This window comes from Streptomyces ossamyceticus (genome assembly GCF_001418475.1).
Classification (GTDB): Bacteria; Actinomycetota; Actinomycetes; order Streptomycetales; family Streptomycetaceae; genus Streptomyces; species Streptomyces ossamyceticus.
This window is the reverse complement of record NZ_LIQX01000201.1, coordinates 1-23857: the sequence shown is the minus strand read 5'-3', so window position 1 is coordinate 23857 and position 23857 is coordinate 1. Positions and strand designations below refer to the sequence as shown.

Below are 23857 nucleotides of genomic sequence, written 5' to 3'. Positions count from 1 at the left end.
CTCGTCACCCGCTCCATGAAGAAGGCCCAGGTCAGTGACCTGGGCCGTTTTGCTGTCCGCTGCGATCACTCGCCGCGTGCCAGATTCGTGCCAGAAGGCTGATCGGGCTCCCTCTTCTTCGCCGCAGCCCGAGCCTTCCGCACGGTCGCATCCAGAAGCGGGCCCAGTGAATGGGAAGCTTCATGGCAGTAGGAGAAGTCGATCTGTGTTACTCCCATATGGGACCACGCGGACCGAGGGCTTGCGGCGGCCGGCCGACCTGATGCCCCAGACCTGATCCAGCCGCGGGTCCACGTGCACCACAAGCGCACCAGATTGAGCGGGGACAGCGGGGAGTCACGGTGAACGTTGGGGCACCGGCGAAGGGGCAGGCCAGCCATCACGCCAGGTCAGCGTTCGACCAGGCACAATTGATCGCAGCTGCCCAAGCTGAGGGCTCGCGAACCGCGTGACGGGCCGGTCGTCGCGGCTTGCTCTGGTCGACGACACAAGCCAGTAGCGTGGCTGAGGCCGGTGGGGGTACAACGAGGCATACGCGTGCGTGATCGGCTTGCGCGCCCGCCGCCGTGGCTGACTGTCGTCGGCTGAGCTTCGTGCCACTGCCGTGCCAGATGCAGGGGTCAGCCACGGTCAACGAGGGTGCCTGGCGGTCGAGTTCTCGGCAGCCGGACCGGGTGTCGAGCCCCAGCTCAGCGCCCCCACTCCCCCGCCTCTCTCCCAGAGCGGCTGTTCGGCCATGTTCACTGAGTCCAGACCCGTTGATGCTCTTTGGCCGGGATGGCTTCCAGCGGCTCCTCTTCAGGGTTGAGCGCCTGGTTTGTCAGGAAGCCGTACTCGTCCGCCAAGTGCTCCCACCAATACCGGCGGCGTCGGTCGGACTGAGTCTGCTCGGCCTGCTTGATGACGATCCAATCACCGCGATGAGGTACGGCCTCGAAGTGCCACAAGCCGCCCTCCTCGTCGACGTAGCGGAAGTGGTGCCGCACAGGTGGCGCCCTCATCAAGAGATGAGAAATAGACCACGCTCTCTGCTCTGATGCGCTTCAGGTCAAGCGTGTGATCATCGTGTCAGTACCTTTCACTTGACTTCCGGATTAATGCCTTCCCCCAGCAAATACTCCTCTTCGCGCTCCTCCGCCATTTTCATTGCGGCCTCCAGTTCGTCGGCGTCCCTGTCTTCGCATTCTTGGATGCGGGCTGCGACGTCTGAGGTTTCAGCTAGTCCGGGTGGTAGCGCCGTGCTGTGGTAGATACGTGCATGAGCCAGGGTGTGCGCGCCCAGGCCGTGGGCCTTGTCGAGCTTGGCGCGCTGCAAGTGCGCTTCTGCCAAACTTGCCAATTCGAGGTTCGCACCCTCAAAGTCGGCGTTCTGTAGGTTCGCCTCAATCAGGTCGGCTCGTCGGAGTCGAGTCTGGCGGAGGCTGGCCTCGCGCAAGCGCGCCCCTTTGAGGCGTGCACTGGTCAGGTTGGCCCCGTCCAGGGTGGCCTCGTTGAGGCTCGCATGTTGCAGGTGTGCACGCACCAGTCGCGCACGGACAAGGGTTACTTTGTTCATGACCGCCTGGGTCAGGCATGCGTCATCGAGGCGCGCGCCCGTGAGGTCCGCATAGAGAAGGTCGGCGCTGGCCAGGGAGGCATCCCGAAGCGAGGCGCCCCTCAGCGAAGCTCTGGTGAGGGTGGCCCCGTCGAGTTCGGCGCCATCCAGTTTGACTCCGTCGAGGTTGGCGCCCTTGAGGTTCGCTCCGACGAGGTTCGCCCGCTCAAGGTTCATTCCCTGCCAGTTCACCCCACCGAGGTTGTGATGAGCCAGTTGAGCGTCCGAAAGCTCCACCTGTACGGCTTGCTGTTGGGCGGAACCTCGACGACTGAGGACTGCAAGTGCTGCTTTCACATCTTCAGAAAGGACAATCGGGGCCTGCTTGCGGGTGAGTCTGGGAGTCGCTCCTCGTTGTTCCTCCGGATCTTGTTGCTTTCCCTCCTTACGCTTGCCTTCCGTCTCCTGGAGGCTGGTGCGGATGAAGGCTGAGAGCACTTCGACGATAGTGCGGTGGTCGCGGTCACTGTCTTTCATGATGCGCTCGAGCGCATAGATGCCGCCGAGTCGTTCTGCGAGTTGTTCGGAGGCGAGGAGCTTGATCGCATCGACGTAGCGGCCGGTGACTTGGCCTTCTCGCGTAAGTTCGGCTTGGCGTTCATCGCGCTTCTGTGTTTCGCCGAGTGTGGTCGCAAACTGCTTCTGGCTTTCCTCGAACTGCTCTCGGGCATGCTCGAATTGGCGCTGGTCGAGGACGTGCTTTTTGTGCGTGTAGTAGAGGCCGATGCCAGCGATGATGCCGGCGGCGAAGGCGACGAGGCCGGTGCGCACTCCGGTGATGATGACACCGTCAGCGGGTTCGAGATTCGTTTTGCGGATGTGGAGGCTGTCGAACCACCAGGGTGCTCGCCAGAACGCGATGACGAAGACCGTGGCTGCGAGGATGCCTAGCGCCAGGGCTTTAATGGGCACCTTGTTCTGGGGCTGCTCGTCACTCATGGCGACATGATGTCTGCTTGTGGTGGGCGCGATGCCGTGAACGGCGGTGTTCAGAGGAAGAGTTGAGGTTTTCGGGCGCGTTCGCTCCCACCGTCACGGTGATCGCCCATGCGGGCCGCGTGTTCCTGATCCGTCGCACCGCCCCGGCTGGCGACGTTCCCGTCGGGCAAGTTCGACCCGTGTAAGCGAACAGCGCGGTCCAGGCCTCAAAGCGGTGCTCAGTCAACTGTGGTCTATCCGAGGAATCGTCCCGCCTGATCTGCCACTTGTATGGCCGTGACCTGTCGTATTGCCCGAGTACCAAGCGGCCTCCGGAGCCGTTTGCAAGAGGTACTCCCCGTGCCCACGCTGCGTCTGCCGCCGTCGGGTGTGCGGCTAGACCGTGGGCAGATGGAGTGGACCTATGACGCTACTTTCGGTCAGGCGTCAGGGATGCCTTGTTCTATGCCGAAGTGGCGGGAGACCTCTTCGATCGTGAAGCGAGCGCGGAGCTTGCAGGCGGAGTTCTGGTTGGCGAAGAAGCCCGTACGCCACAGTGCCTCTTCGCGCGGCACGGCCCGCTCCCAGGTAACCGGGACTATCCACTCACGAGGATCTTCCCCATCCGTCGCTGCCTCCTCAGAGCGTCGATACGTGCCCTCCAGCGGGAGATCAGCCAGCCGCCGGCTTTCACCCTCGATGCTGAGGACGGCGTCCTCGAACGGTTGCGGTTCGCCGGAGACCGTGCCGACGCCCACATAGCCCACCTTGGGGATGTGCGTGAACACCCGTGCTGCAAGTGGCAGGGACCGAATCGTCCGTGAGAACCACTCTCCACCGCCGGCCGAAACGAATCCGTAGTTGAGGGCGTCGCCCCAGTTCCGACCGCCAGGCTCATCGCCGAAGGACACGTACCAATCCGTCCCGTTCCACGGCTCCTGCTTCCCGCGTCCCTTCGACCCAGTCGACGGCGCCACCGCCTCGACCTCGTCGATCAACCAGGTGCGTGCCAGGTAGGAACGCCCCTCGTCCTCAAAATAGCGAAAGAAGAGCACGTTAACCGGAACCTGGAACCCAGACGCCAGGTAGGTGACGATCCGCTCAGTCGCCGCATCAATCTCACTCGCGACGATGGTGAGAGCGTGAGTCGAGTTGAGCGCTTCCGGCGGAGTGCCTCCGAACCGAAGCGCGAACGCCTCATCCAGCTCCTCAGCCAGTCCTCTACCGCGGGCGTAGGACGCATAGATGTCGCGTATCTGCTCGTTGGTGAGCTCCTGGACCCAGGACCCGTAGTCGAGAACCTGAGCCACCACCTCACGAGGCGTGCGATCCCGCTTGAGCTCCAGAACATGCAGGCTTCCCTCGGCATCCATGCCCAGCAGGTCGACGACCTTGCCATGCTGCGTGAGCACCTGCCGGCCGATCAGCAGCAGCGGATGCCCCAGGATGCCGGGATCGGCCTCTATGAGTTCCTCGAGCCGAGACTCCAAGGGCATCGGCCGCGTAGCGACTCGCACTGGCTTGTCATCTACCCTCCACAGTCCGAACTCCAGCGGCATTGCCGTTCCCCCTCCGCTCAGACCACAGAGCCCAGCTGTCTAGGCGTGGCGACAGAGCGTATGACGCCGACGCACCGATGACCAGTGAACGACCGGTGGGCCAGTACTACGTGGTGGCTGTTGCCGTACAGCAGCGAAGTACAGCAACCATCGTGACCGCAGGCGACCGCCAACAGCCCAAGGGCCGACTGACCAGCTCACCAGACGCGATGACCTCCCAGCAGAGAGTTAGGGACGAAGAGGTCGTGCCAGAGCCGTGCCAGATCGGGCGGGGAATCACGGGGAACAGCGGGGACTGACCACGTGTCTGCTCCGGTCTTTGACACCGCTCAGCCGCAGGTCAGTAACGCAACTGCCACCAAAGAACCCAAGCTTTCCAAGCTGAGAGTCCGGCATCTACCCTTCGCGCATGGTCGACATCGAGCTTCCCCGGGGCTTGGTCGCATCGCAGCTCAGCGTGTACGCAGCTCGGCTGAGGCTGGTTGAGCACGTTCGTGCGAACGGGCCGGTACGTGACTGGAGCCCTGACGCCAATTCCGAAGGAGCGGATCTGCAGCGCGCCTGCGAGGTGAGTGAGGCTGTTCTTCAGAAGGCGATCGAGGAAAGTGGCCTGGAGCGGAAGCATGGTCGGCGCGCTCTTCGCCGGGCACTCATGACGGCTACCGCACACAAGATGCCAAGCCAGCCCGGAACTGCGCCGGACCCCACGCGAGTGTCTAACTGCGTGACAACGCCGACGCACAGCCGCGGACAAGCGCGGACGCCTACGGACGATCAGCGCAGGTAAGGGATAGGGAAGTCCAAGGCCGAGCCGCCCCCCAGGTTGCTTCGGGACGAAGCAGTCATCGCTCAAGGTTTGACCATCGCGCCACTCCTCAAGCCCCCCAATTCTCGGCCTGCTCCCGTAGGTAATCGGCGAGTTCGGGCGGATGGAGTTCAAGCGCTCTCACGGCTGAAGCGTCCAACGCGACTCGCACCGGCGAGAAGTCGCCTATGTCGGGATCATCAAGCTCAGGACCGCTGCGGCGGTTGAGATCCATGTCCAGCACGTCAGCGCGAAAGAAGTGCTGCACGACGGTGACCTTGTCGCCGGGCTCGGTCAAGGTCAGGAACTCGCTCGCCGGGCCGATCGTGGCACCGATCTCTTCCATCACTTCACGGCGTAGAGCCGCTTCAAGGTCGGCATCTTCAGCTTCGACGCCCCCACCGACGGTCGTGTAATAGGAGGTGCCGCCCGGCCATCCTCGGCGCAGGAACACCAACTGACCGCCATCGAGCAGAACCGCACGTACGTTGTGACGGACCTTCATACACCCGACGGTAGTGCGCCCACCCCGGCGAGGAGGCCCGAACAGACAGGAACAAGGAAGGGCCCGGCGCACCACTGGCGCACCAGAATGAGCTGGGAACAGCGGGGAGTCACGGGGAAGGCTGCTGAGCCCGACAGGGCTGCTCACCCGCAGTTCGACCAGGTCAGAGCCCGTGCCGCCCCCAGATGATCGCAGCTTCCCAAGCTGAGAGCGCGAGTTCGATTCTCGTCACCCGCTCCATGATGATGAAGCCCCAGGTCAGTGGCCTGGGGTTTGCTCATTGTCTAGTCCGATCCGCGGGTGGTGTGCCCCACACGCTCTTCCCATAACTCATCCGGCGCGAGCCTCTCCAGCCGTGCGCACGGCCTCAGCCTGGTCGCGTTCAGCGAAGTGAGTAACAGACCCCAGCCAGCGGGACGCCCACGTAGGCTGTCGTCCGCGCGGATGATCCGATCGACGTGGACGGAGCAATGGCGGATACCTCGTGCCGGGTGAACCCGGATGCGAACAGCCGACGTCACCTATGGGGCGACTCCGGTGGCTACTGCGGAAATCCCAAGTGCCGGACGTACCTGTTCCCAGATGATCTCGACGTGGATTTCGCTGAACTCGCCCACATCATCCCGGCCTCCCCCGCCGGCCCGCGCGGAGTACCTCTGTCGGACGTCCCCGCCGAGGCCCGCGCGCATCACCGAAATCTGATCGTGCTGTGCGCCAACTGCCACACGACGATCGACAAAGCTCCGGACCCCTACCCCGCCGTGGGTGGAGTCGGTCCGCTGCGTGACGCGCCCCTTGAGCAGGCCAGCCCGTCGGATCCGGGTGAGTGCGAGGCCCAGTAGTCGGTCGGCGCGGTCGCCTTCGGCGAGTCGGTCGCGGAAGTCGGACAGGACGCTGTGGTGGAAGCCGGGATCGTCCAGGTCCAGTCCGAGTGCGTATGTGAAGTCGATTCGGCAGCGCACCGCCTCGGCGGCCTGGCGGTCGGAGAGGTTCATCGCGTACTGCAGCACGCAGACGGTGGCGAGTTGGGCGGGTGAGAGCTCAGGGCGGCCGTCACGCGGGTACCAGGCGGTGCAGTCCTCGTCACTGCAGAGGCCGTCGAGGCGGTCACGGATCCTCGCAGTAGTCGCATCCACACTCGTTGAGATACGGGACAATCCACATGCACCTCGTCACCTCCCGGTAGTCCACGGAGGCCACCGAGTTGGGCAGGAGGATCGGCAGGGGAACTGCGTCCTCGTAGATCTTCTCGGCGTCTGCCGAGTACCGGATGTAGGGCAGCAGCACGGAGCTGTACATCGCCTCTGCCGCGGCCGTGCCGCGGCGGGCTGCCACCTGCTCGGGCCAGGTCAGCGGCTGCGTGCCGGTGAGGATCAAGCGCTTGAGTGTCGGCCGGCCGGGGACGGACCGGCTGCCGCGGTTCTTGTCGCGGACTCGCTCCAGTTCGTCCGTGAGCCGCTTGACCAGCTTGACGGCCTTGGGGTCGGCCTTGATCGACGGAATGACGGAGTCCTCTTCGTCCAGCATGCGCAGCACGGAGGAGGGCATCTTGCCGTAGCTCGCCGGGAAGTCAAGGTAGAAGACCGCTTCGTCGCCCTTGTAGGAGTGCAGGATCTCGGCGAACCAGTCGTTGCGGTCCGCGTCCTCTGCGATGGCGCGGTCCGCGTCGGCCATGGCGGGGCTGCCGGGCACGACGCGCAGGTTCTCGATGGGCTCGAAGTCCTCTTCGGGGTCGTCGCCGTCGCCGACGCGATAGCGGGCGGGCAGCGCGACCTCGTCCAGGGTGGCCCTGCCGTAGAGCAGGTCGATCGCGGTCTTCTTGCCCTTGAGGGCGGTCTCGTCGTAGCCGAGGACGGTGGTCGCCGACATGTTGCTGTCGAGGTCGAAGACAACGCCTGGGTAGCCGTCCAGGGCTGCAATGACGGCCATGGACGTGGCGCTGGTGGTCTTGGTGGACCCGCCGCCTTCGATGATGTACGCCCAGATGAGGGGCCAGTTCCGGCCCTTGGGGCGGAAGTCGGAGTCGTACCACCACCAAGACGACAGATCCGGGTCCAGGGTGTCCCCGCTGCGGTCCGTGTCGGTGTACGGGACCTCTTCGGGAGCCACTTCGGGCTTGGACTGGGTGCTTTGACGCTCGGGCCGCGGGAGCTCGCCTGCCATGAGATCTCCAGGACTGCGGTGGGCACGGGGGGCGAGACTAGCGTTTCCGGACCCTTCCCCGCCCAGAATTTGTGCTGGATACGGCGGGAGGTGGCTCGCTCCTGGGTGGCGGGGTGGGTCGACAACGCCGCGTTGACGCTTCGGTGTTGGCCCGGGTGCCGCGCGTTTCCACTGGAAACGCAAAAAGGGCGCTGGCCTCCAAAGCGATGGAGGCCAGGGCCCTCGTCTGCGCGTGCTCAGCCGCGTCAGGCTGCCCAGGTGGCGGGGGTGCCCGCGTCGGGGTTGGGGATGCGAAGATCCATACGGAGACGGCATCGGGCCAGAAGGCGCCGGGCACCTTGTCGAGGGTGATCGAACCGCTGGTGTCGAGACCGCCGAAGAAGAAGGCCCGCCAACTGGTGGCCATCGACCGTATCGCCGCGCTGTAGTAGGGGTGGATCGCGGCGTGCCCCATGCTCCAGGCGTACAGCAGCGCGGCGACGCCCAGCACCGCGGCCAGCGCCGGGCGTTCCCAGCGCGCCGGAGCTTCCGGCTGGTCGGCGCGGCGGCGCGATTCCTGGCGGAGGCCATGGGAGCCGGAGCTCCGGGCGGTGGGGCCGCGCGCCGTATGGCTCAGCCGCTGATGGTTCGCGTGCCCAGAGTGTGCCCGTAGGCATGGACTGCCACGGTCAACAGCAGTGCGAACGGGCCCCGCGCAACGGTACCGACACGGCGAATCCTCAGGTCAGCGGGCATGTGCCCACCGACGCCGCGTACGGCAGCAAGCCGCGCATCGCGGCCAGCACCCCGCTCACCCGCCGCTCGCACCGCACCGGCTTCATCCCCGGCCCACACGCCACCGTCGGGGTCTTCCAGCGTCCAGCCGGCTGGGCGAGTAGCGCAGCCGCACCATGAACCTCGTTGAGCCGACGGTGGTGCCTGATGTGCGGACGTGTCGAGGGGCCGGAGGGCTGACCTGCGTGCGAGGCAGGTCAGCCCTCCGGCCGGTCGTGGCCCCGGGGAGGTCACACCGTGGTTCTGGTCCACTGCTGGTTCGTGGCGCCGGTGCAGGTCCACTGGATGATGCCGGCGCCGTCGGCGGTGCTCTTGCCGCTGACGTCGAGGCACTTCCCGCTGTGCCGCGCCACCAGTTGCACGTAGTCGCCGACCTTGGTCAGGGACCACTGCTGGTTGGTGCCGCTGGTGCAGGGCCACTGGATGACGGCCGCACCGTCCGTCCTGCTCGCGCTCTGGACGTCGAGGCACTTTCCGGTGTTGCGGCTGACCACGTTGTAGTAGCCGTTGCCCGCGTCACGGAAGAACCAGTGCTGGTTCGCCGCCAGGTCTTTGCTCGTCCACTGGATGATGCCGGCGCCGTCGGCGGTGCTGCGGCTTCTGACATCCACGACCTTGCCGCTGTTGCGGTTGGTGATCGTCTCGTAGGGGCCCTGCGGCCCCGCGGTCCCGACGGCCGTCTGGACCACGGTCTTGATGGTGCCGTCACTGTTGTAGTGCAGGTAATCCAAGGCGATCGACCGGCGGTGGTTACCTCCGCCCTCGAGAGCCTTGTTCGCGTAGACCATGTACCACTTGTTGTTGAACTCCAGGATGGACGAGTGGTTGGTGTTCACGTTGACGTAGTCGAGCGCGACGCCCCGGTACGTGAACGGACCGAGCGGGCTGGTCGCGGTCGCGTACTGGATCTGTCCCGGCCAGCCGGTCGAGAACGAGAAGTAGTAGAGCCCGTTGCGCTTGTGCATCCAGGGGGCTTCGGCGAAGCCCTGGCCGGGAGCACCGTTGACCGTGACGGCCATGATGGGGCCGCTGGTCGACATCATGTCCGAGTTGAGCCGGACGACCTTGGGCTGGCGGCTGCTGCCGAAGTACAGGTACGCCTGTCCGTCGTCGTCGATGAACGCCATCGGGTCGATCGGCTCTGTTCCGGTGTTCGCGTCGCGCGAGGTGTCGATGAGGGGTGTTCCGCGTACGTCACTGAACCCGGACGTGGGCGAGGTGCTGCGGGCAACACCGATCTTGTTGCGGTCCGTCGGCAGGTACAGGTAGTAGAAGCCGTTGCGCTGGGCGGCGGCAGGCGCCCAGGCCAGGCTCTTGGCCCAGCTGAAGCCTGTGAGGTCGAAGACCTGTCCGTGGTCGGTCCAGGTCACCCCGTCGGCGGAGGAGTACGAGCGCCAGTCCTTGGAGTCCCAATACGTACCGCTGTTGTCGGAGTCGTCGGTGGCGTAGATGTACATGCGCCCGTCGAAGACGTGCGCCGACGGGTCCGCCACGAACCGGTCCGTGTCTATGGGGTTGTCGGCCTGCGCCGGGGAGCCGGCGAGGAGCAGACCAGTGATCATCATGACCGTGGCGGTCAGGGCACTGCCCACGCGGCGGATCCGGCGGCGCAGCGGAGTCCGCCCGGGCGGCGTCCCGTCCGCGTGAGCAGGCAGTCTGCCGGTCGATCTTGATCTGTCCCGGTGGGTCGGTGAATTTTCCATCCTCGTACTCCTGCTGTCGGGGGAAGGGCGCGTTGTGGCCCGCCGAGCCCAGGGGCAGCCCGGGGCGGAGGCGGCGGGTGTGCATGGGGAGCGTCAGCCGAAGGCGGGGCCGGATGACGTTCCGGATGAGAGATGGTGCGGTCGGGTCGCAGATGACGGGTTCGACCGGTGGGTCGCTAGCTGGGGCAGCTCTGCGTTCGGCTCCTCGAGGGGGTGGACGAGGAGCCTGAGCCTTTCCGTGGCCGCGGCGTCGAACCGTTGACACGCGGTGGTCAGGCGAACCGCGTGGCCAGAGCCACCCCGCCGGACTCGACCTCCGAGCAGCGGCCATCTGGATCCGCAGCCTCCCGGCAGCCCGCTCGGGTGGCGAGGATCTGGGATGAGGAGAGCGGGCCGACGACGACACATACGGCCGCCAGCCGGAGGGAACCACAGGTATGTGGGTCTTCTGCCGGAGGCTTCGCCAGAGCGTGGAACGGTGGACTGGTGACGATTGCGGAACACGTGCTGTCCCCTTCGACACAGTCCGACATTTCGAACAATGTGCGGAATCGCGAACTACGAACTGCGATCGAAAGATAAGTTGCAGCCAGGAGCACGTCAATGGAACTGGCCGGTTCAATTCCGATTCTCTTTGCGCCTGTTCACGCTACTGGCCGGTGGCGTGTCGGCTCACCGTGACCGACGCGACCATCGAGCAGTTCACCGAGAGCGCCTGCAAGCCGGCGAACTGGGCATATCCGGCCGAGGACATGGGCGTGAAGTGCACCGTGCTGACGGCCCGCCACCACAACGGTTTCACCCGGTAGCCGTCCTCCCACCCGAACGCCTTCCACGCCGGACAGGCACCGCTGCAGCGGGACTTGATCGGCGAGTACGTAACCGCCATACGCAACGCCGGACTCCGGGTCGGTCCCGACTCCTCCCCGATGAGTTGGCGCTACCCCGCTACTACGACGTCACGGGCACCAACTGCCCGCCCAACAAGTGGGGTTACTCCACCGATCCCGCGCACAGGGAGAGCACGCGGATCACGAAGAACGAGGTGTACCAACAGGTCAAGGAGCTGAGGACGAGTACGGCAAGGTCGATCCACAGCGAGGAAGTGGTCGCCACCGGCGAACTGCTGTTCATGCAACCTCACGACTGGCCACCGACGTCCGAGCAGCGAGCAAACGCCCCGGCGAACCGCATCGCGAACGCTGGACAGCCGGCACCAAGGGCTACGTCTCTCTTCGCTCGTAGTACGTGGACTCATCAGTTTCTTGCCGTACCACCATCCGGGACGACAGCCCCGAACGGGCCGCTGCCTGCTGCAAGGCGACTCCTCGCGCCTCGTCCGAACGAGCACAGGTGGCTGACTTCGCCGACGTGAACACCTGGTCCTCGCGCCAGACCCCGAACCGTTTCACCAACGTCCACCAGCCACTTCCGAACCTGTCAGGTCAGCGTCCGCACGACGACCATGATCTTCGAGCACCGGCCAGCCATCGCGTGCAACCGCAACGGCACCTCCTGTACGTGGCGCCGGAGGGGCCAATCTCAGCGCGCAACCACCTCGCCGACCCTCATTTCGCCCCGCCGCACCCGCTCGCGCCCTAATCGTGCCCATAAGACCGGTCAACCGCGGTCAACAGCGGTGCGATCCCATGCCCACGGGCGCCCCAGCGGAGCGCATACACGCAGGTCAGAAGCTACTCGCCCCTGCAAGCGCCGTCGCTTCACAAGCTGAGAGCGCGAGTTCGATTCTCGTCACCCGCTCCACGCGAAACCCCAGGTCGCCGACCTGGGGTTTGTTCGTAGTCTGGACCCTGCCAGCAGCGCGCACCACACTCGCACCAGCAGGCCGCAAACTGTGGGGTCCACGGCTCAGGGGGAGGATCCATGTTTGCCATCAAGATCACTTCGACCGTTTTGGTGGCCGCTCTACTGATCTCGGGCCTGTCAGCATGGTTCAGCGGGCGTGTCCCTGTGGCGGTACTCCGCCTACTGTAATCGTCTACAAGGTACTTCGCCGTTGGGTGGGAATGTCCAACTCGGGGTCAGAGCACCGTCAGATTGGAGAGCCCTGGTATACCGGCGAGATCAGAGGTCGTCACAGATGCGGCGGGCCTTGGTCAATTCCGCCTTGACCTCGCCGCCGACATCAAGCGTTTCGTCGAAATAGCTGCGTGAATTGGCCAGGGCTGTCGAGAGCGGCTTGTACGTCGGGTCGCCCGCGGCCGCTGATTCGGCCAGCAACTGTGCGGCCGCCCATTGACGGATCGATATGTCACCTGCCGCGCCTTCGGCCGCGCTATTCGACTCGTCAAGCCGGTCGAGTGCCCCGCAGGCGGCGATCGCGTCAGCCGCAGCGTCAGACCCGGAGCCACCGTCGCTCCCGAAGAGTATCCATGCGGTACCCACGCCACCGCCCCCGAACACAACGCCGACCGTCAGTGCGGCGATCAAAGGGGCCCGACGCCGGGGCGACGGTGCAAACGCCATCGGGGTGGGCGCGGCGTACGGCTGTGAAGGGTGTGAAGGATGCATGGGCGCAGAGCCTAGTGCTCTGACCGCGAAGGATTACCGGTTGGGTTGCGAGTTACGTGTTTCCCGCACGGCCTTGCGGCGGTGACTACGTGTGCGAATACGTAGTTCCTCAGTACCGCAGGGGAAGGCGCGCGGGTTCCTGGATGGTGTCCCTCGTCGGACATCGTTGGCGAATTCGGCGGTTGTCTATGCGGGGCGGAGCCTCGCTGTTCTGTCGCGTCTTCTCACGCTCGGCGTGCACCATCTCGTCCAGACCGGAGGTTCGTGCCACTGTCGTGCCAGATACAGGGGTCAGCCACGGTCAACGAGGGTGTCTCGCGGTCGAGTTCTCGGCAGCCTGGCCAGGTATCGAAGCCCCAGCTCAGCGGCATGATCCCCTCGCCTCTCTCCTAAAGCGGGTGTCGTACATCATGCGCGAGGCCCCGATGAGCTCCGGTCGCTCGGCGGACAATGGCGGCATGACGTTGACGATTTGGGTCGATGACTGGCAAATCCAGTGCTGCGGGCAGAGCTTCGCGCCAGGAGATGTTGTCTCCTGGACGCTGCTGGAGGTCGATCCGGAGGATTACGCCGACATCGTTGGCAGCAAACGCGCGGATGAGATCGACTTCCGCGAGGAGCATCACGGCCAGGAAGAGGGGCACGCACCCACCTCGGTGGAGGTGGTGTCGATCTCCGAGGTGCACTGTCGTTACGAGGTACCGCCGGGCGCTACGGACAAAGTGAACTACCCCGTTCCGGGCACGACCGTGCTGGTTCCAGTCAAGGAAGCGGACGGGTGGGCAAAGGCCAGGCCGGACGTTAGCTTTGCGGGCTATCTGGTGACGGCCCGGCATGCCGCAGAAGTCGGCGGGCCCACTCCCTGACCGGTCGCTGTACAGCAACTCCGTACCGTCAGATGGCTCACACACGATAGCTACGCCCCCTGAATACCCCGCCTCAGAAGTTCGTCATCGACAGCGTGAAGTCGCTGCCGCCACTCCCGCCCAGCCTTGGGGCTACGACCCATGCCGCGCGCCACGGCATCCTCAGCCCTCTGAGCGGCGAAGGCCCGGCGCTCCCGCAGTTGCTCGACAGAGAGGCCGACCAGAACGGCATACCAGTTGTCGTAGAGCTTCCAACGACTCATGGCCCCAGGGTGCCGACCACCACGGCCCGGCCGCACACCAATTTCCCCAAGCTGAGAGCGCGAGTTCGATTCTCGTCACCCGCTCCATGATCAAGGCCCAGGTCAGCGACCCGGGCCTTTTTGGTGTGTGGGGTGATCAGCGGTCGCGTTTCCAGGCGGTATCACCGTCGGTCTTGGGTCGGTGAGTGAGGCTCGTGCGAGCCGACCAGCCCGGCCATCTCGCGCCGCTCGCCCGGGCTCCGGCGGTACGCGGGTTGGCGACCGTCACGGGTGGCGGGTCCAGGACGGTGGGCTTCTCGTGGGGCGGCCAGGTGGTCCGCAGGCGCGTCTGACCCGATCTTGCTCAGAGCTCTCAGGGCTGCCGGATCGGCGGGCCCACTGCCAGAGTGGGTCATCCCCAGGGGTGTGGAAGGGCGGCGCGGGAATGCCGTGGGCGTCGTAGGGGCCGGCGTCGAGGTAACTCAGACCTCCGGTGCCGCACAGACAGTGGGTACCACCGATGGCCGCCGCGAGGTTGGTGAGGTGCTCGGAGCGGCCTTGGCGGGTCGGATCGCGCTGTTGTCCCCACCTTCCCCGACCAGCCACCAGGCTTTCGCCACCACCGGCGTTGGGCAGCCTGCCGTGCTCCGCAGCGAACGGGGAGTGGTCAAGGCGAAAAAATCCGTGGATCTTCGCGGCAACCTTTTCGGCCTCTCTGACCACTCAGTGGTGTCCGACCAAGCGGTCCGGTCACATGCAACAGGTGAAAGAGAGCACAGACATGTCCCTGGAACGAGAGCACAGACATGTCCCCGGTCCGCCCACGTCATCCGTGACGTCCCGCGGCGGCGGTCACCGTGCCGACGGCAGCGGCGCGCGCGGTGGTCGTCCGAGGCATCGTGGTCGTCGGTTGCTCGCGCGTCGGGGTCTCTGGGCGGGTCTCGCCATGGTGATCGTGGCCGGCTCGGCTGTCGTGGTCAGCCAGGCTTCGGCGGACCAGAAAAACCTGGACCTGAAGAAGTGGTACGTGCTGGTCAACCGCAACAGCGGCAAGGTGCTGGACAACCGCGGCTCCGCCAAGAAGGACGGCGCGGCGGTGGTGCAGTGGGCGCGCAACGGCGGGGCCGACCAGCAGTGGCGGTTCATCGACGCGGGTGACGGTTACTACCGGCTGAAGAACCGGACCTCCGGCAAGGTGCTGGACGACCTCGGCTGGTCGAAGACCGCCGGCTCCGCCATCGTGCAGTGGAAAGACCTGAACGGCACCAACCAGCAGTTCAAACTGGCCAAGTCGTCGAACGGCTACGTGCGTTTGGTCAATCGCTTCAGTGGCATGGCTGTCGGTGTCCGCAAGGCCGCCAAGGCCAACGGGGGCAACGTCGTCCAGAACCGCGACCGGGGCGGCGCCAACCAGCAGTGGAAGCTCGTCGCGGCCGGTAGCGTCGCCGGCGGCACCGTCACCCCGGGGAACTCCGGCAGCACGCCCACGCCCGGCGGCGGCACTCAGGCGAGCCCGGCTCCGAGCGGCAGCGCTCCGGCGTCGCCGCCGACCCCCACCGGCGGCAGCTCGACGCCACGTTTCATGGGCAGCGACAAGGTGTTCATCGGCGGTTCGATGACTGACGCCTCGGCGAACGCCGCGCCGTTCGACGTGCGCTACGCCTACATACACAGCCAGCCCGCGCCTTCGTCGGCCGCCTACACGGCATCGCGTTGCAAGGATGAGTGGTCGGGCTGGTGGGGCTGCTGGGGCGGCAACACCACCGCGCCCGGCAATCAGGTGACCTGGCAGGACGCCCAGGCGGCCAAGGCCACCTACCAGGGCAAGTCGCGACCGCAGAAGTACCTGTGGACCTGGTACTCGTTGCGCGACCTCGGGGACGCGGCGGGCGAGGGCGACGGCCCGGGCGAGGTCAAGGCCATCAACAGGCGCGACCTGCTCACCCGGTACCTGAACGACTATCGGTTCTTCCTCCAGAAGATCGGCAAGTCCCACGACATGATCGACCTGGAGCCCGACTTCTGGGGCTTCGCCCGGTCGCTCGGCAATCTGCACCAGGTTCCCTCGCAGGTCTCGGGCGCCAACCCGACGGACTGCGGATCGCACGAGAACAGCGCCGCCGGACTCGCCCAGTGCCTGATCCACATGGCGCACAAGTACGCGCCGAACGCCGCCGTGGGGCTGCACCTCTCCTGCTTCGACTGGGAGAGCAACCTCCAGAAGTGCGTCAAGGACTACGCGGACCTCGGGGCGAAGAACGCCGACTTCCTGGTCACCGATGTGTCGGACCGCGACGCGGGCTGGTACGCACAGCCGGCCCACGGCAGCCGTGACACCTTCTGGACCGACCGGAAGGCCGCCGCCTCGCTGAAGTTCTGGAAGACGATGGCGGAGTCCGTGGGCAAGCCGGTGGTCCTGTGGCAGATCCCCGTGGGCAACATGGCGGGGAACAACACGCCCGGCCACTTCAAGGACGACAAGGTGGACTGGCTCTTCGGCCACATGGACCAGGTGGCGAACGCCCACATCGCCGGCCTGCTGTTCGGCGCGGGATGGACGGAGCAGACGACGCCCGAGACCGACGGCGGAAACCTGATCCGCAAGACGATCGCGCATCACAACTCGGGTGGTACACGACTCAAGTAGGCGAAGGCGACGAATTGCGCCCCCATCTCTTCGATGGGGGCGCAATTCGTCGTTCTCGTCGGGCTTCGGACTCGCCAACTCACAGGCTTCGCGCTTCGAGATCGGCACCCGACGCCCCTCAGTGGGGAAACGTCGACGGCACCGGCGCCATCACCGGCGGCGAGACCGGCACCCGCGAGGGCGGGAGTGCTGCTCGACTCGCCGGTCTCGGCGGTCCCGGAGGTCATCCGGCCGGCCTGGGTGATTCCGGCTGCTCGGCGGCTTCGTCCGCCGGTCGTTACGCCGGGTCGATGCGGGAGACGCTGCCCCGCAGGTCGAGCACGTACAGCTCGCCGTTGCCTCCCTGCACGAACGAGACGACCCGGCCGCCGTCGACTCCGAGGTTGCTCACGCCGGTCACCTTGCCGTTCTCCATCTGCAGAGCACGGACGGTGCCGTCGCAGTAGTCGCTGAACACGTACTGACCCTTGAGGTCCGGGATCGCCTCGCCTCGGTAGACGTATCCGCCGGTCACCGAGCAGCCGGGCCCGCTGCGGTCGTACTCGTGGATCGGCGGTACGTGGTTCGCGGGCTCCTTGCCGCCCCGGAAGGGATGGTTGCCCTCCATCTGGGACCAGCCGTAGTTCTCGCCGCCCTTGCTGGTCGCCGGGGCCCAGTCGATCTCCTCCCAGGCGCTCTGGCCGACGTCTCCGATCAGCAGGTCGCCGGTGCCCGCGTCGAAGGAGAACCGCCACGGATTGCGCAACCCGTACGCCCAGATCTCGTCCTTCGCGTTCGGGTCGTTCACGAACGGGTTGCCCGGCGGGATCGCGTACGGCTTGCCGCCCCTCGGGTCGATCCGCAGCAGCTTGCCGAGCAGCGTGTTGAGGTTCTGCCCGTTGCCGTGCGGGTCGCCGGCCGAGCCGCCGTCGCCGAGCGCGATGTAGAGGTAGCCGTCGGGGCCGAACGCGATGTCGCCGCCGTTGTGGTTGGCGTAGGGCTGTGTCTGGGTGAGCACGGTGCGCCGGGTGTCCGGCTGGATCTTGCCGTCCCGCACCGCGAACTCGTCCACGGTGCTGGTGCCTTGGAGGTTCGTGAACGAGATGTAGAAGTGCGCGAACTCGTTGTCGAACGTGATGCCCAGCAGGCCGCGTTCGCCGTTGGTGGTGGTCTCGCCGGAGATGTCGATGACGGGGTCGCCCAGCCCTTCATCGCCCAAGACCCTTACCTTGCCCGCGCGTTCGGCAATCCAGACCGTGCCACCGGGACCGGCGGCGCCGGCGGATGGATTCAGGGCCGTTGCCACTTTCTTGAGCACGACCTTCGCTGCCTGACGTGGGGTGCCGAGGTCGTCGGCAGACGCCGTGGTCAAAGCGAGGGAAGCGACGAGGCAGAGGGCGCCGATGATCGCCGAGCTTCTGGTGCGAACTTTCACCGTGATCCTCCTAGAGGCGGCGAACGGGGGGAGAGCACACCGCTGCCACGGGCAGAGACAGGCAGGTGTCATCCACGCCGGCACGCATACCTGGGGGTGGGGGGATGGTGCGCTACTGGCACAGGTGAGGCTACCGGGACAGGGGTTGTTGAAATAGACCACACTCCGCCACCCATCAGCGCCGTAAAGCCACCCAAGCGCCATCACTTCCCTAGCTGAGAGCGCGAGTTCGATTCTCGTCACCCGCTCCATGAAGTAGGCCCAGGTCAAAGACCTGGGCCGTTGTGCTGTCCGCTGCGATCACTCGCCGCGTGCCGGATTCGTGCCAGAAGACTGACCGGGCTCCTGCTCTCGCCACCTCCTGCCGCTCGTGCTGGTAGATCGGCGCCGCCTTCTCCGAGGAATCACAGTCCGGGGGCCCGCCGCCGACCTGGCGTCGCTCTGATGCGCCGCCCGTTCATCCGCTCGGGCTCGGCGAGACGGACGCGGACGCGGACGCGAAGGTTGTCGAGGCCGACGTCTCGGGGGCGGAGGCCGGCCAGCTCTTCCGGACGCATCGGACCGTACGCGCCGAGGTAGGCCATGAGCCGCCACCGCATTCCGACAGCTTCGGCCAGGGCGTCGACCTGGGCGACGGTCGCTGTGCGCCGCTCAGCCGCCTTCTCCTTCCCCGCGCCCTTGATCCGGCACGGGTTGTGGCTGATCGGCTCGTCATCCACGGCCGTTTCCATGATGGCCTTGAGGAGCCGTTGGCAGGTGTCTGGCTGCCGTGAGGGTGCCGGCCCGGAGCAGCGTGCTCGCCGTGGCGGAGCGGGCCGGGCTTGGTGACCCCTCCACCTCTGCGCGGCGGCCGGCCGCTCAGCGTAGCCGGGTCGGCCCGCCGAAAGGCTCACGAGCACCGGGCCGCTTCCGCCCGGCCGTTCAGGGCTTCTCGCCGTCCCGGTCGACGAGGGACTGGGTCGTCTTCATCTCGCAGTAGGTGACCTCGCCCTTCTTGTGCGAGCGCCCGGCCGACGAGCCGTCCTCGTACTTCTCCTCGTAGTCGCGCACCGCGACCGACTGGTTCCCCCGGTACTGGAAGGTGTCGGGGTCGAGGAGGTACTCCCGGCGCTGAACGGCCTCGCTGCCCAGGTCCGGGTATATGGCGATGGCGTCATGCCCCATGGGGTCCTTCACCAGGTGCGGGACCACCTCGACGCCGGGGTCCGCGGCCAGGGCCCGGTACAGCTTGGCCATCCCCTGCGGATGCACGGGATAGGCCTCGTCGAGGGTCGCCAGGAGCGCGAAGGTCTCGGCCTGCTCACGCGTCAAGCCGGTGTCCTTGCCCATGGGGAACATGTCCGCCGCCTGCTTCCGGATCTCGGCGGGGTCGTCCGGCAGCGAGGCGAGCAGGCGGTACAGCCGCCGCTGCGAGGGCTCGGTGTCGCCGTCCTTGTCGTCCTCCCTGACGGGGCTGTCGTACTGGACCCACTCCTCGCTCACCTCGGGCTTGGCGTCGGGCTCCGCGTCCGACGCTCCGGATCGGCACTGCGCGGTCTTCAGGTAGACCCACTGGCCGTCGCGCGGATGCAGATCCGGCTGCTGCGACACCGCTTCCGCCGCCTGCTCCAGGAGTACCGTCGCGGACCTCAGGTCGGGGCCCGCAGGCTGCACGCCGCGCTCGGGTCCATCGCCACCGACGAGCAGGGCCACCGTCACCGCGATGGTGACCACCGTCGCGGCGCCCCCCGCGGCCGTCACACGCCAGTCCAGCCGCATCCTGCGGGCAGAGCCCTGCTGCGCTGCTCCCAGCAGCCTCTGGCGGCCGGGAACCAGCCGCGTCCGGTCCGGCGTCGGCGCATCCGCGCGCAACTCGCGCATCTTGGTCATGTCATCCATGGGTTACCGCCCCGTTGTAGTCGCTTACGAGGGTGGGGTCGGCGCCGAGCGCCTTACGCATCTTGCGCCGCGCCCGGTTCAGCCGGGAGCGGACCGTGCCGACCGGCACCCCGAGGGCGTCGGCACACTCCTGGTAGGTGAAGTCCGCCCAGGCGACCAGCAGCAGCACATGCCGGTCCTTCCCGGGCAAGGCCGCGATCGCCCCGGCCAGCGCCTGCTGCGAGGCCTCGGCCGTCACCCGCTCGTCGGCCCGTTCCGACCAGGACTCGGCCACCGGGTCGACGCCGGTACGGGCAAGCGCCCGCAGCGCCCGCACCTCGGAGCGGCGGTGGCTGCCGATGAGGTTGCCGGCGATGCCGTAGAGCCACGGGCGGGCACTGGCGCGCGCGACGTCGTAGCGGGCGCGGTTACGGAAGGCGATGAGGAAGGTCTGCGCCGTGATGTCGTCGGCGTGACTGTCGCCCAGTCGGCGCATCACATACCGGTGAATCTCGGCGGCGTGTCTGTCGTAGAGCCTGGCGAACATCTCCGGCCGCTCCAGGGATTCCTGGATGACCAGCGCGTCGTCGGTGGGTGGCTCCCCCACGAGGCCTCGCTTCTTCGTGCAGTAGGAGTGAAGTGCATTCCACCCCCTGTTGTCCGAAGCGGCCAGGGGGGTTCACGCGCGGGAGATGCGCCAGTTGGTGTGCCCGGACGGGAACACCACCACCGGGCCGTCGACGTCGGCCGGGGACAAGATCGTGGTGAGGTGAAGTCCACAGTGCCGGCGGGCCGGTGGGCGCCGAGCCTGCGGTAACGGCTGCGACGTAAAGGCCGTCGGCAAGGTGCACGCGAGGACCGGCACCCTCACCGGCGCCATCGCCCTGAGCGGCCTGACGCAGGGCGAGGACGGCCGGTGGAAGGTCTTCTCCTTCGTGGAGAACGACTCCACGGCCGACGGCAGCGCCATCACGGACGCGAGGGACGGCTTCTCCGCGACCGTGAACGGCTGCTGGACACAACGACTGCTGGGCACAGCAGTTGCTGGGCCTGACGCGAACGTGTGCCCCGGGTGCGGATGCCACGGGGCACACGTTCTGCGAGGTGCCAACGGTGGTGCTCGGGGCGGAGGAACGCCGCGGCCGGCTCCGGGCGTGCCGGGTCCGGGCGTGCCGGGTCCGGCAGGCGCGCGCCACCACTGGCTCTGACGCGCCTGCCCCGGGTCAGCCGCGCTCCCGTTCCTGCCTGGCGGCGCGCAGGCCGAGGACGACGATGCGAAGTCCGTATTCGAAGCCGGCGTCGCCGTCCATCCCGAGCAGGTAGGTCGATGCCTGGGCGGTGAGGGGGAAGCGCTCGGCGTCGACCATCGCGGCGAGCCGCTCGGGGGTGTAGGGGTTGTCGTCGCCGTACGCCGCGCTGGTGTGGGCCTGCTCCTCGATGGTGTGGCCGATGGTGTAGTGCAGGACCGCCGGGAAACCGCGTGCCGCCTCGCTGAGGGTGAAGCCGGCGTCCCGCAGGGTGCGCAGGTTCAGCTCCACCGCCCGGTGCACGGCCTCGTGGTTCACGTAGGTGCCGGCGAGGACGCGTGCCCCGTCCCGGTGGCTCAGCATCGCCTGACGCAGCTGGCGGGCCCAGTCGGCGAGCCAGTCCTCCCAGGAGGAGCCGTCTGGGGGTGGCTCCAGCCTCTCGGCCGCCTCGACGTACACCAGGGTGGCCATGGCGTCGAGCAGCTCCTGTTTGTTCTTGACGTGCCAGTAGAGGGTGGGGGCTCGTACGCCGAGGTCCTGGGCGATGAGGCGCATGGTGAGCCCGTCGAGGCCGACGTCGTCGAGCAGTCGCAACGCCGTCCGGGCGATCACCTCGGAGTTGATCTTCATCTCGCTCCCTCCCTCCTTTCTGGACACCTTGACACCCTAACACCGTTAGAGGCACCCTCTAACGACGTTAGATTCCCTAACGTCGTTAGAGGCGGGCTGGAAGCCGAACCGGAACAGGGGGAAATGAGGATGACCGACACGAAGAGGGACACGGATGTGGTGATCGCGGGCGCCGGGCCGACGGGCCTGATGCTCGCCTGCGAACTACGGCTGGCGGAGGTCGAGGTGGTGGTGGCCGACCGGCTCGCCGCGCGGACCGGTGAGTCCCGGGCCGGCGGGATGCACGCCCGGACCATGGAAGTACTGGACCAGCGGGGCGTCCTGGACCGCTTCCTGGCGGCCGGCACACCGCGGCCGATAGGGCACTTCTCGGGGCTGTGGCTGGACTTCGACCAGCTGGAGACCAGGCATCCCTGGTCGCTGATGCTCCTTCAGTCCCACATCGAGCGGCTGCTGGAGGAGTGGGCCACCGAGCTCGGTGTACGGGTGCGCTGGTCGTCCGAGGTGACCGGGATCCGACAGCACGACTCCGATGTCGAGGTCGAGGTAGGCGGACCGGACGGCTTACGTTCGACACTGCGCGCCCGCTACCTCGTGGGCTGCGACGGCGGGCGCAGCGCGGTGCGCAAGCTCGCCGGCATCGGCTTCCCCGGCACCCCGGCGACGGTGACCGCGCTGCTCGGCGACGTCGAACTCGCCGATCCGCCCCCCGAATCGCTCTTCATGCAGCGGCGAACGGGCGGTGACTTCTCCGTGTTCGCCTTCGAGCCGGGCTGGTACCGGGTGGTCACCACGGAGCACGACCGTGTCGCCGACCCGAGGGAACCGGTGTCGTTCGAGGAGCTGCGGGAGTCACTGCTGAGGATCGCGGGCACCGACTTCGGTATGCACAGCCCTCGTTGGGTCTCCCGGTTCGGCGACGCGGCCCGCCAGGCCGAGCGGTACCGGGAAGGCCGGGTGCTGCTGGCGGGCGACGCGGCTCACATCCACTTCCCGGCAGGTGGCCAGGGGCTGAACATGGGGGTCCAGGACGCGGTCAACCTCGGCTGGAAGCTCGCCTCGGTGGTGCACGGCCGGGCGCCGGAGATCCTGCTGGACAGCTACCACGCCGAGCGGTACCCCGTCGCGGAACGGGTGCTGCACAACACCCGGGCACAGGCGGCGCTGACGCGGCCGGGCCCGCAGACCGAGGCGCTGCGCGACGTACTCCGTTCGCTCCTCGAGTACGACGACGTCAACCGGCACCTGGGTGGCATGATCACCGCGCTGGACCTCCGCTACCCCATGAGCGACGACCACCCGCTGACCGGCCGCCGGGTCCCCGACGTCGAGCTGAAGACCGGTGACGGCCGGCGTCGCGTCTTCGAACTGCTGCGCGCCGCGCGCCCCGTGCTGCTCGACCTGCGCGGCGACACCGCGCCGGCGGCCACGGCCGAGGGCTGGGCCGATCGCGTCGACCTCGTCGAGGCCCGGTCCACGGCCGACCACTGGCCCGTCTGGCCGGCCGACGAGATCCCCGCCCCCGCCGCGCTCCTCATCCGCCCCGACGGCCACATCGCCTGGACCGCACACGCCGGCACCACCCCCGACCCCGCCGCCCTCCGGACCGCTCTCACCGCCTGGTTCGGCCCGGCCACGGCCGACTGAACCGGGGCAAGAACAAGGCCCTCCACGCCACCATCCCCCGGGTGGCTGCGGGGATGTGCCGGTGTGGATGGCGGTCAGTGCCGTGGCAGGGCCGGGCGAGTACGACCGGGGGTCGCGGCCCATCACGGCACCGTCCTCGTTTCTCGTCCTCGTTTCTCGTCCTCGTCGCCCAGGTCGCCTCCATCGGGCGTCCTGGCTCTGGCCGTCGCGACCCGGGGGCGGGAAAGAAACGTCAGACCAGCCGAAACGGTGCACATCATCATTCGGTGTGTGCCAGCGTGCTGGCTGTTGATAATTGGGGTGCCAATACCTGCGGCGCTCGCCGCTTCCTGGCCGGGGCCGGCTCGTGTGTCGGTCGTCAGGGGCGTCGCGGCCGACTGAGGGGGTGGCAGGGTGATTCGAGTGCTCCTGGCCGATGACGAGGCGTTGATCCGCGCCGGGATCCGGTTCGTGCTCGAAACCGCCGGGGACATCGAGATCGTGGCCGAGGCGGACGACGGTGCCCGCGCCGTCGAACTCGCCCGCACCCACCTCGTCGACGTGGCGCTGCTGGACATTCGTATGCCCGGTGTCGACGGGCTGGCCGCGGCCGCCGAGATGCGACGGGTGGCACCACGGACGCACGTGGTCATGCTGACCACCTTCGGCGAGGAGGACTACGTCACCCGGGCGCTGCGCTGCGGCGCCGCGGGGTTCCTGCTCAAGGACACCCCGCCCGACGACCTGATCCGGGCCGTCCAGGTGGCGGCCGCCG

19 protein-coding genes and 2 pseudogenes are annotated in these 23857 nt (G+C 67.1%); 7 read left to right on the top strand and 14 right to left on the bottom strand.

What is annotated here, in order from left to right; translation table 11 throughout:
- Positions 1–740 precede the first annotated feature (740 nt).
- The 6 genes from AOK15_RS16370 to AOK15_RS16345 form a co-directional block, all read right to left on the bottom strand.
- Positions 741–986 (bottom strand): hypothetical protein, encoded by a 246-nt coding sequence (locus AOK15_RS16370; protein WP_240508449.1) that lies wholly within the window; start codon positions 984–986, stop codon positions 741–743.
- A gap of 92 nt (positions 987–1078) precedes the next feature.
- Positions 1079–2533 (bottom strand): pentapeptide repeat-containing protein, encoded by a 1455-nt coding sequence (locus AOK15_RS16365; RefSeq protein WP_055517392.1) that lies wholly within the window; start codon positions 2531–2533, stop codon positions 1079–1081.
- Between the two features lie 419 nt (positions 2534–2952).
- The gene (locus tag AOK15_RS16360) at positions 2953–4071 is read right to left on the bottom strand and encodes an endonuclease NucS domain-containing protein (protein WP_055517389.1); all 1119 of its coding nucleotides are present in this window, start codon (positions 4069–4071) and stop codon (positions 2953–2955) included.
- A gap of 875 nt (positions 4072–4946) precedes the next feature.
- Positions 4947–5381: an NUDIX domain-containing protein gene (locus tag AOK15_RS16355; protein WP_055517386.1), complete on the bottom strand. Its 435-nt coding sequence runs from the start codon at positions 5379–5381 to the stop codon at positions 4947–4949.
- Positions 5382–5902: 521 nt separating this feature from the next.
- On the bottom strand, positions 5903–6517 hold the full coding sequence (locus tag AOK15_RS49005; RefSeq protein WP_478078810.1) for a transposase: 615 nt from the start codon (positions 6515–6517) through the stop codon (positions 5903–5905).
- Positions 6489–7544: a ParA family protein gene (locus tag AOK15_RS16345; RefSeq protein ID WP_240508448.1), complete on the bottom strand. Its 1056-nt coding sequence runs from the start codon at positions 7542–7544 to the stop codon at positions 6489–6491. Before AOK15_RS16345 ends, AOK15_RS49005 begins: the two co-directional genes overlap by 29 nt.
- A gap of 654 nt (positions 7545–8198) precedes the next feature.
- Between AOK15_RS16345 and AOK15_RS45015 the strand changes: the two genes are divergently transcribed.
- The gene (locus AOK15_RS45015; RefSeq protein ID WP_157870265.1) at positions 8199–8438 is read left to right on the top strand and encodes a hypothetical protein; all 240 of its coding nucleotides are present in this window, start codon (positions 8199–8201) and stop codon (positions 8436–8438) included.
- A gap of 110 nt (positions 8439–8548) precedes the next feature.
- On the opposite strand, the gene AOK15_RS45010 is transcribed toward AOK15_RS45015, so the two are convergent.
- The gene (locus AOK15_RS45010; RefSeq protein ID WP_063798993.1) at positions 8549–9910 is read right to left on the bottom strand and encodes a family 43 glycosylhydrolase; all 1362 of its coding nucleotides are present in this window, start codon (positions 9908–9910) and stop codon (positions 8549–8551) included.
- 770 nt (positions 9911–10680) lie between these two features.
- Between AOK15_RS45010 and AOK15_RS45615 the strand changes: the two genes are divergently transcribed.
- A complete protein-coding gene (locus AOK15_RS45615; protein WP_205632146.1) occupies positions 10681–10830 on the top strand; it encodes an alpha-L-fucosidase in 150 nt (49 codons plus the stop codon).
- Between the two features lie 184 nt (positions 10831–11014).
- Here the strand turns inward: AOK15_RS45615 and AOK15_RS45005 are convergent, their stop codons facing one another.
- Together AOK15_RS45005 and AOK15_RS16335 are read right to left on the bottom strand one after the other, a co-directional pair.
- On the bottom strand, positions 11015–11155 hold the full coding sequence (locus tag AOK15_RS45005; RefSeq protein WP_157870264.1) for a hypothetical protein: 141 nt from the start codon (positions 11153–11155) through the stop codon (positions 11015–11017).
- A gap of 951 nt (positions 11156–12106) precedes the next feature.
- Complete coding sequence (locus AOK15_RS16335) at positions 12107–12472, bottom strand: hypothetical protein (RefSeq protein ID WP_063798992.1); 366 nt, start codon at positions 12470–12472, stop codon at positions 12107–12109.
- Between the two features lie 539 nt (positions 12473–13011).
- On the opposite strand from AOK15_RS16335, the gene AOK15_RS16330 reads away from it, so the two are divergent.
- The gene (locus tag AOK15_RS16330) at positions 13012–13419 is read left to right on the top strand and encodes a DUF6578 domain-containing protein (RefSeq protein ID WP_055517394.1); all 408 of its coding nucleotides are present in this window, start codon (positions 13012–13014) and stop codon (positions 13417–13419) included.
- A gap of 1188 nt (positions 13420–14607) precedes the next feature.
- Positions 14608–16308: an RICIN domain-containing protein gene (locus AOK15_RS16325; protein WP_055517381.1), complete on the top strand. Its 1701-nt coding sequence runs from the start codon at positions 14608–14610 to the stop codon at positions 16306–16308.
- Between the two features lie 277 nt (positions 16309–16585).
- Here AOK15_RS16325 and AOK15_RS16320 read toward each other — a convergent pair whose 3' ends face one another.
- From AOK15_RS16320 to AOK15_RS16305, 4 genes and pseudogenes are all read right to left on the bottom strand, one after another.
- The gene (locus AOK15_RS16320) at positions 16586–17722 is read right to left on the bottom strand and encodes a PQQ-dependent sugar dehydrogenase (RefSeq protein WP_205632145.1); all 1137 of its coding nucleotides are present in this window, start codon (positions 17720–17722) and stop codon (positions 16586–16588) included.
- A 402-nt stretch (positions 17723–18124) separates the two neighbouring features.
- Positions 18125–18471 (bottom strand): annotated as a pseudogene (locus AOK15_RS16315) (tyrosine-type recombinase/integrase); the annotation flags it as partial.
- Between the two features lie 172 nt (positions 18472–18643).
- Positions 18644–19600, bottom strand: coding sequence for a CU044_5270 family protein (locus tag AOK15_RS16310; protein WP_055517377.1), 957 nt, complete (start codon positions 19598–19600; stop codon positions 18644–18646).
- The gene (locus AOK15_RS16305) at positions 19593–20186 is read right to left on the bottom strand and encodes an RNA polymerase sigma factor (RefSeq protein WP_055517374.1); all 594 of its coding nucleotides are present in this window, start codon (positions 20184–20186) and stop codon (positions 19593–19595) included. Before AOK15_RS16305 ends, AOK15_RS16310 begins: the two co-directional genes overlap by 8 nt.
- Positions 20187–20412: 226 nt before the next feature.
- Between AOK15_RS16305 and AOK15_RS42165 the strand changes: the two are divergent.
- A pseudogene (locus tag AOK15_RS42165) lies at positions 20413–20595 on the top strand (D-alanyl-D-alanine carboxypeptidase); the annotation flags it as partial.
- A 207-nt stretch (positions 20596–20802) separates the two neighbouring features.
- Here the strand turns inward: AOK15_RS42165 and AOK15_RS16295 are convergent.
- Positions 20803–21456, bottom strand: a complete 654-nt coding sequence (locus AOK15_RS16295; RefSeq protein WP_055517369.1) for a TetR/AcrR family transcriptional regulator C-terminal domain-containing protein — start codon at positions 21454–21456, stop codon at positions 20803–20805.
- Positions 21457–21585: 129 nt separating this feature from the next.
- Here AOK15_RS16295 and AOK15_RS16290 point away from each other — a divergent pair, with 129 nt between their 5' ends.
- On the top strand, positions 21586–23103 hold the full coding sequence (locus AOK15_RS16290) for an FAD-dependent monooxygenase (RefSeq protein WP_055517366.1): 1518 nt from the start codon (positions 21586–21588) through the stop codon (positions 23101–23103).
- 393 nt (positions 23104–23496) lie between these two features.
- On the top strand, positions 23497–23857 hold a 361-nt coding region (locus AOK15_RS16285), incomplete at its 3' end, for a response regulator (RefSeq protein ID WP_240508447.1).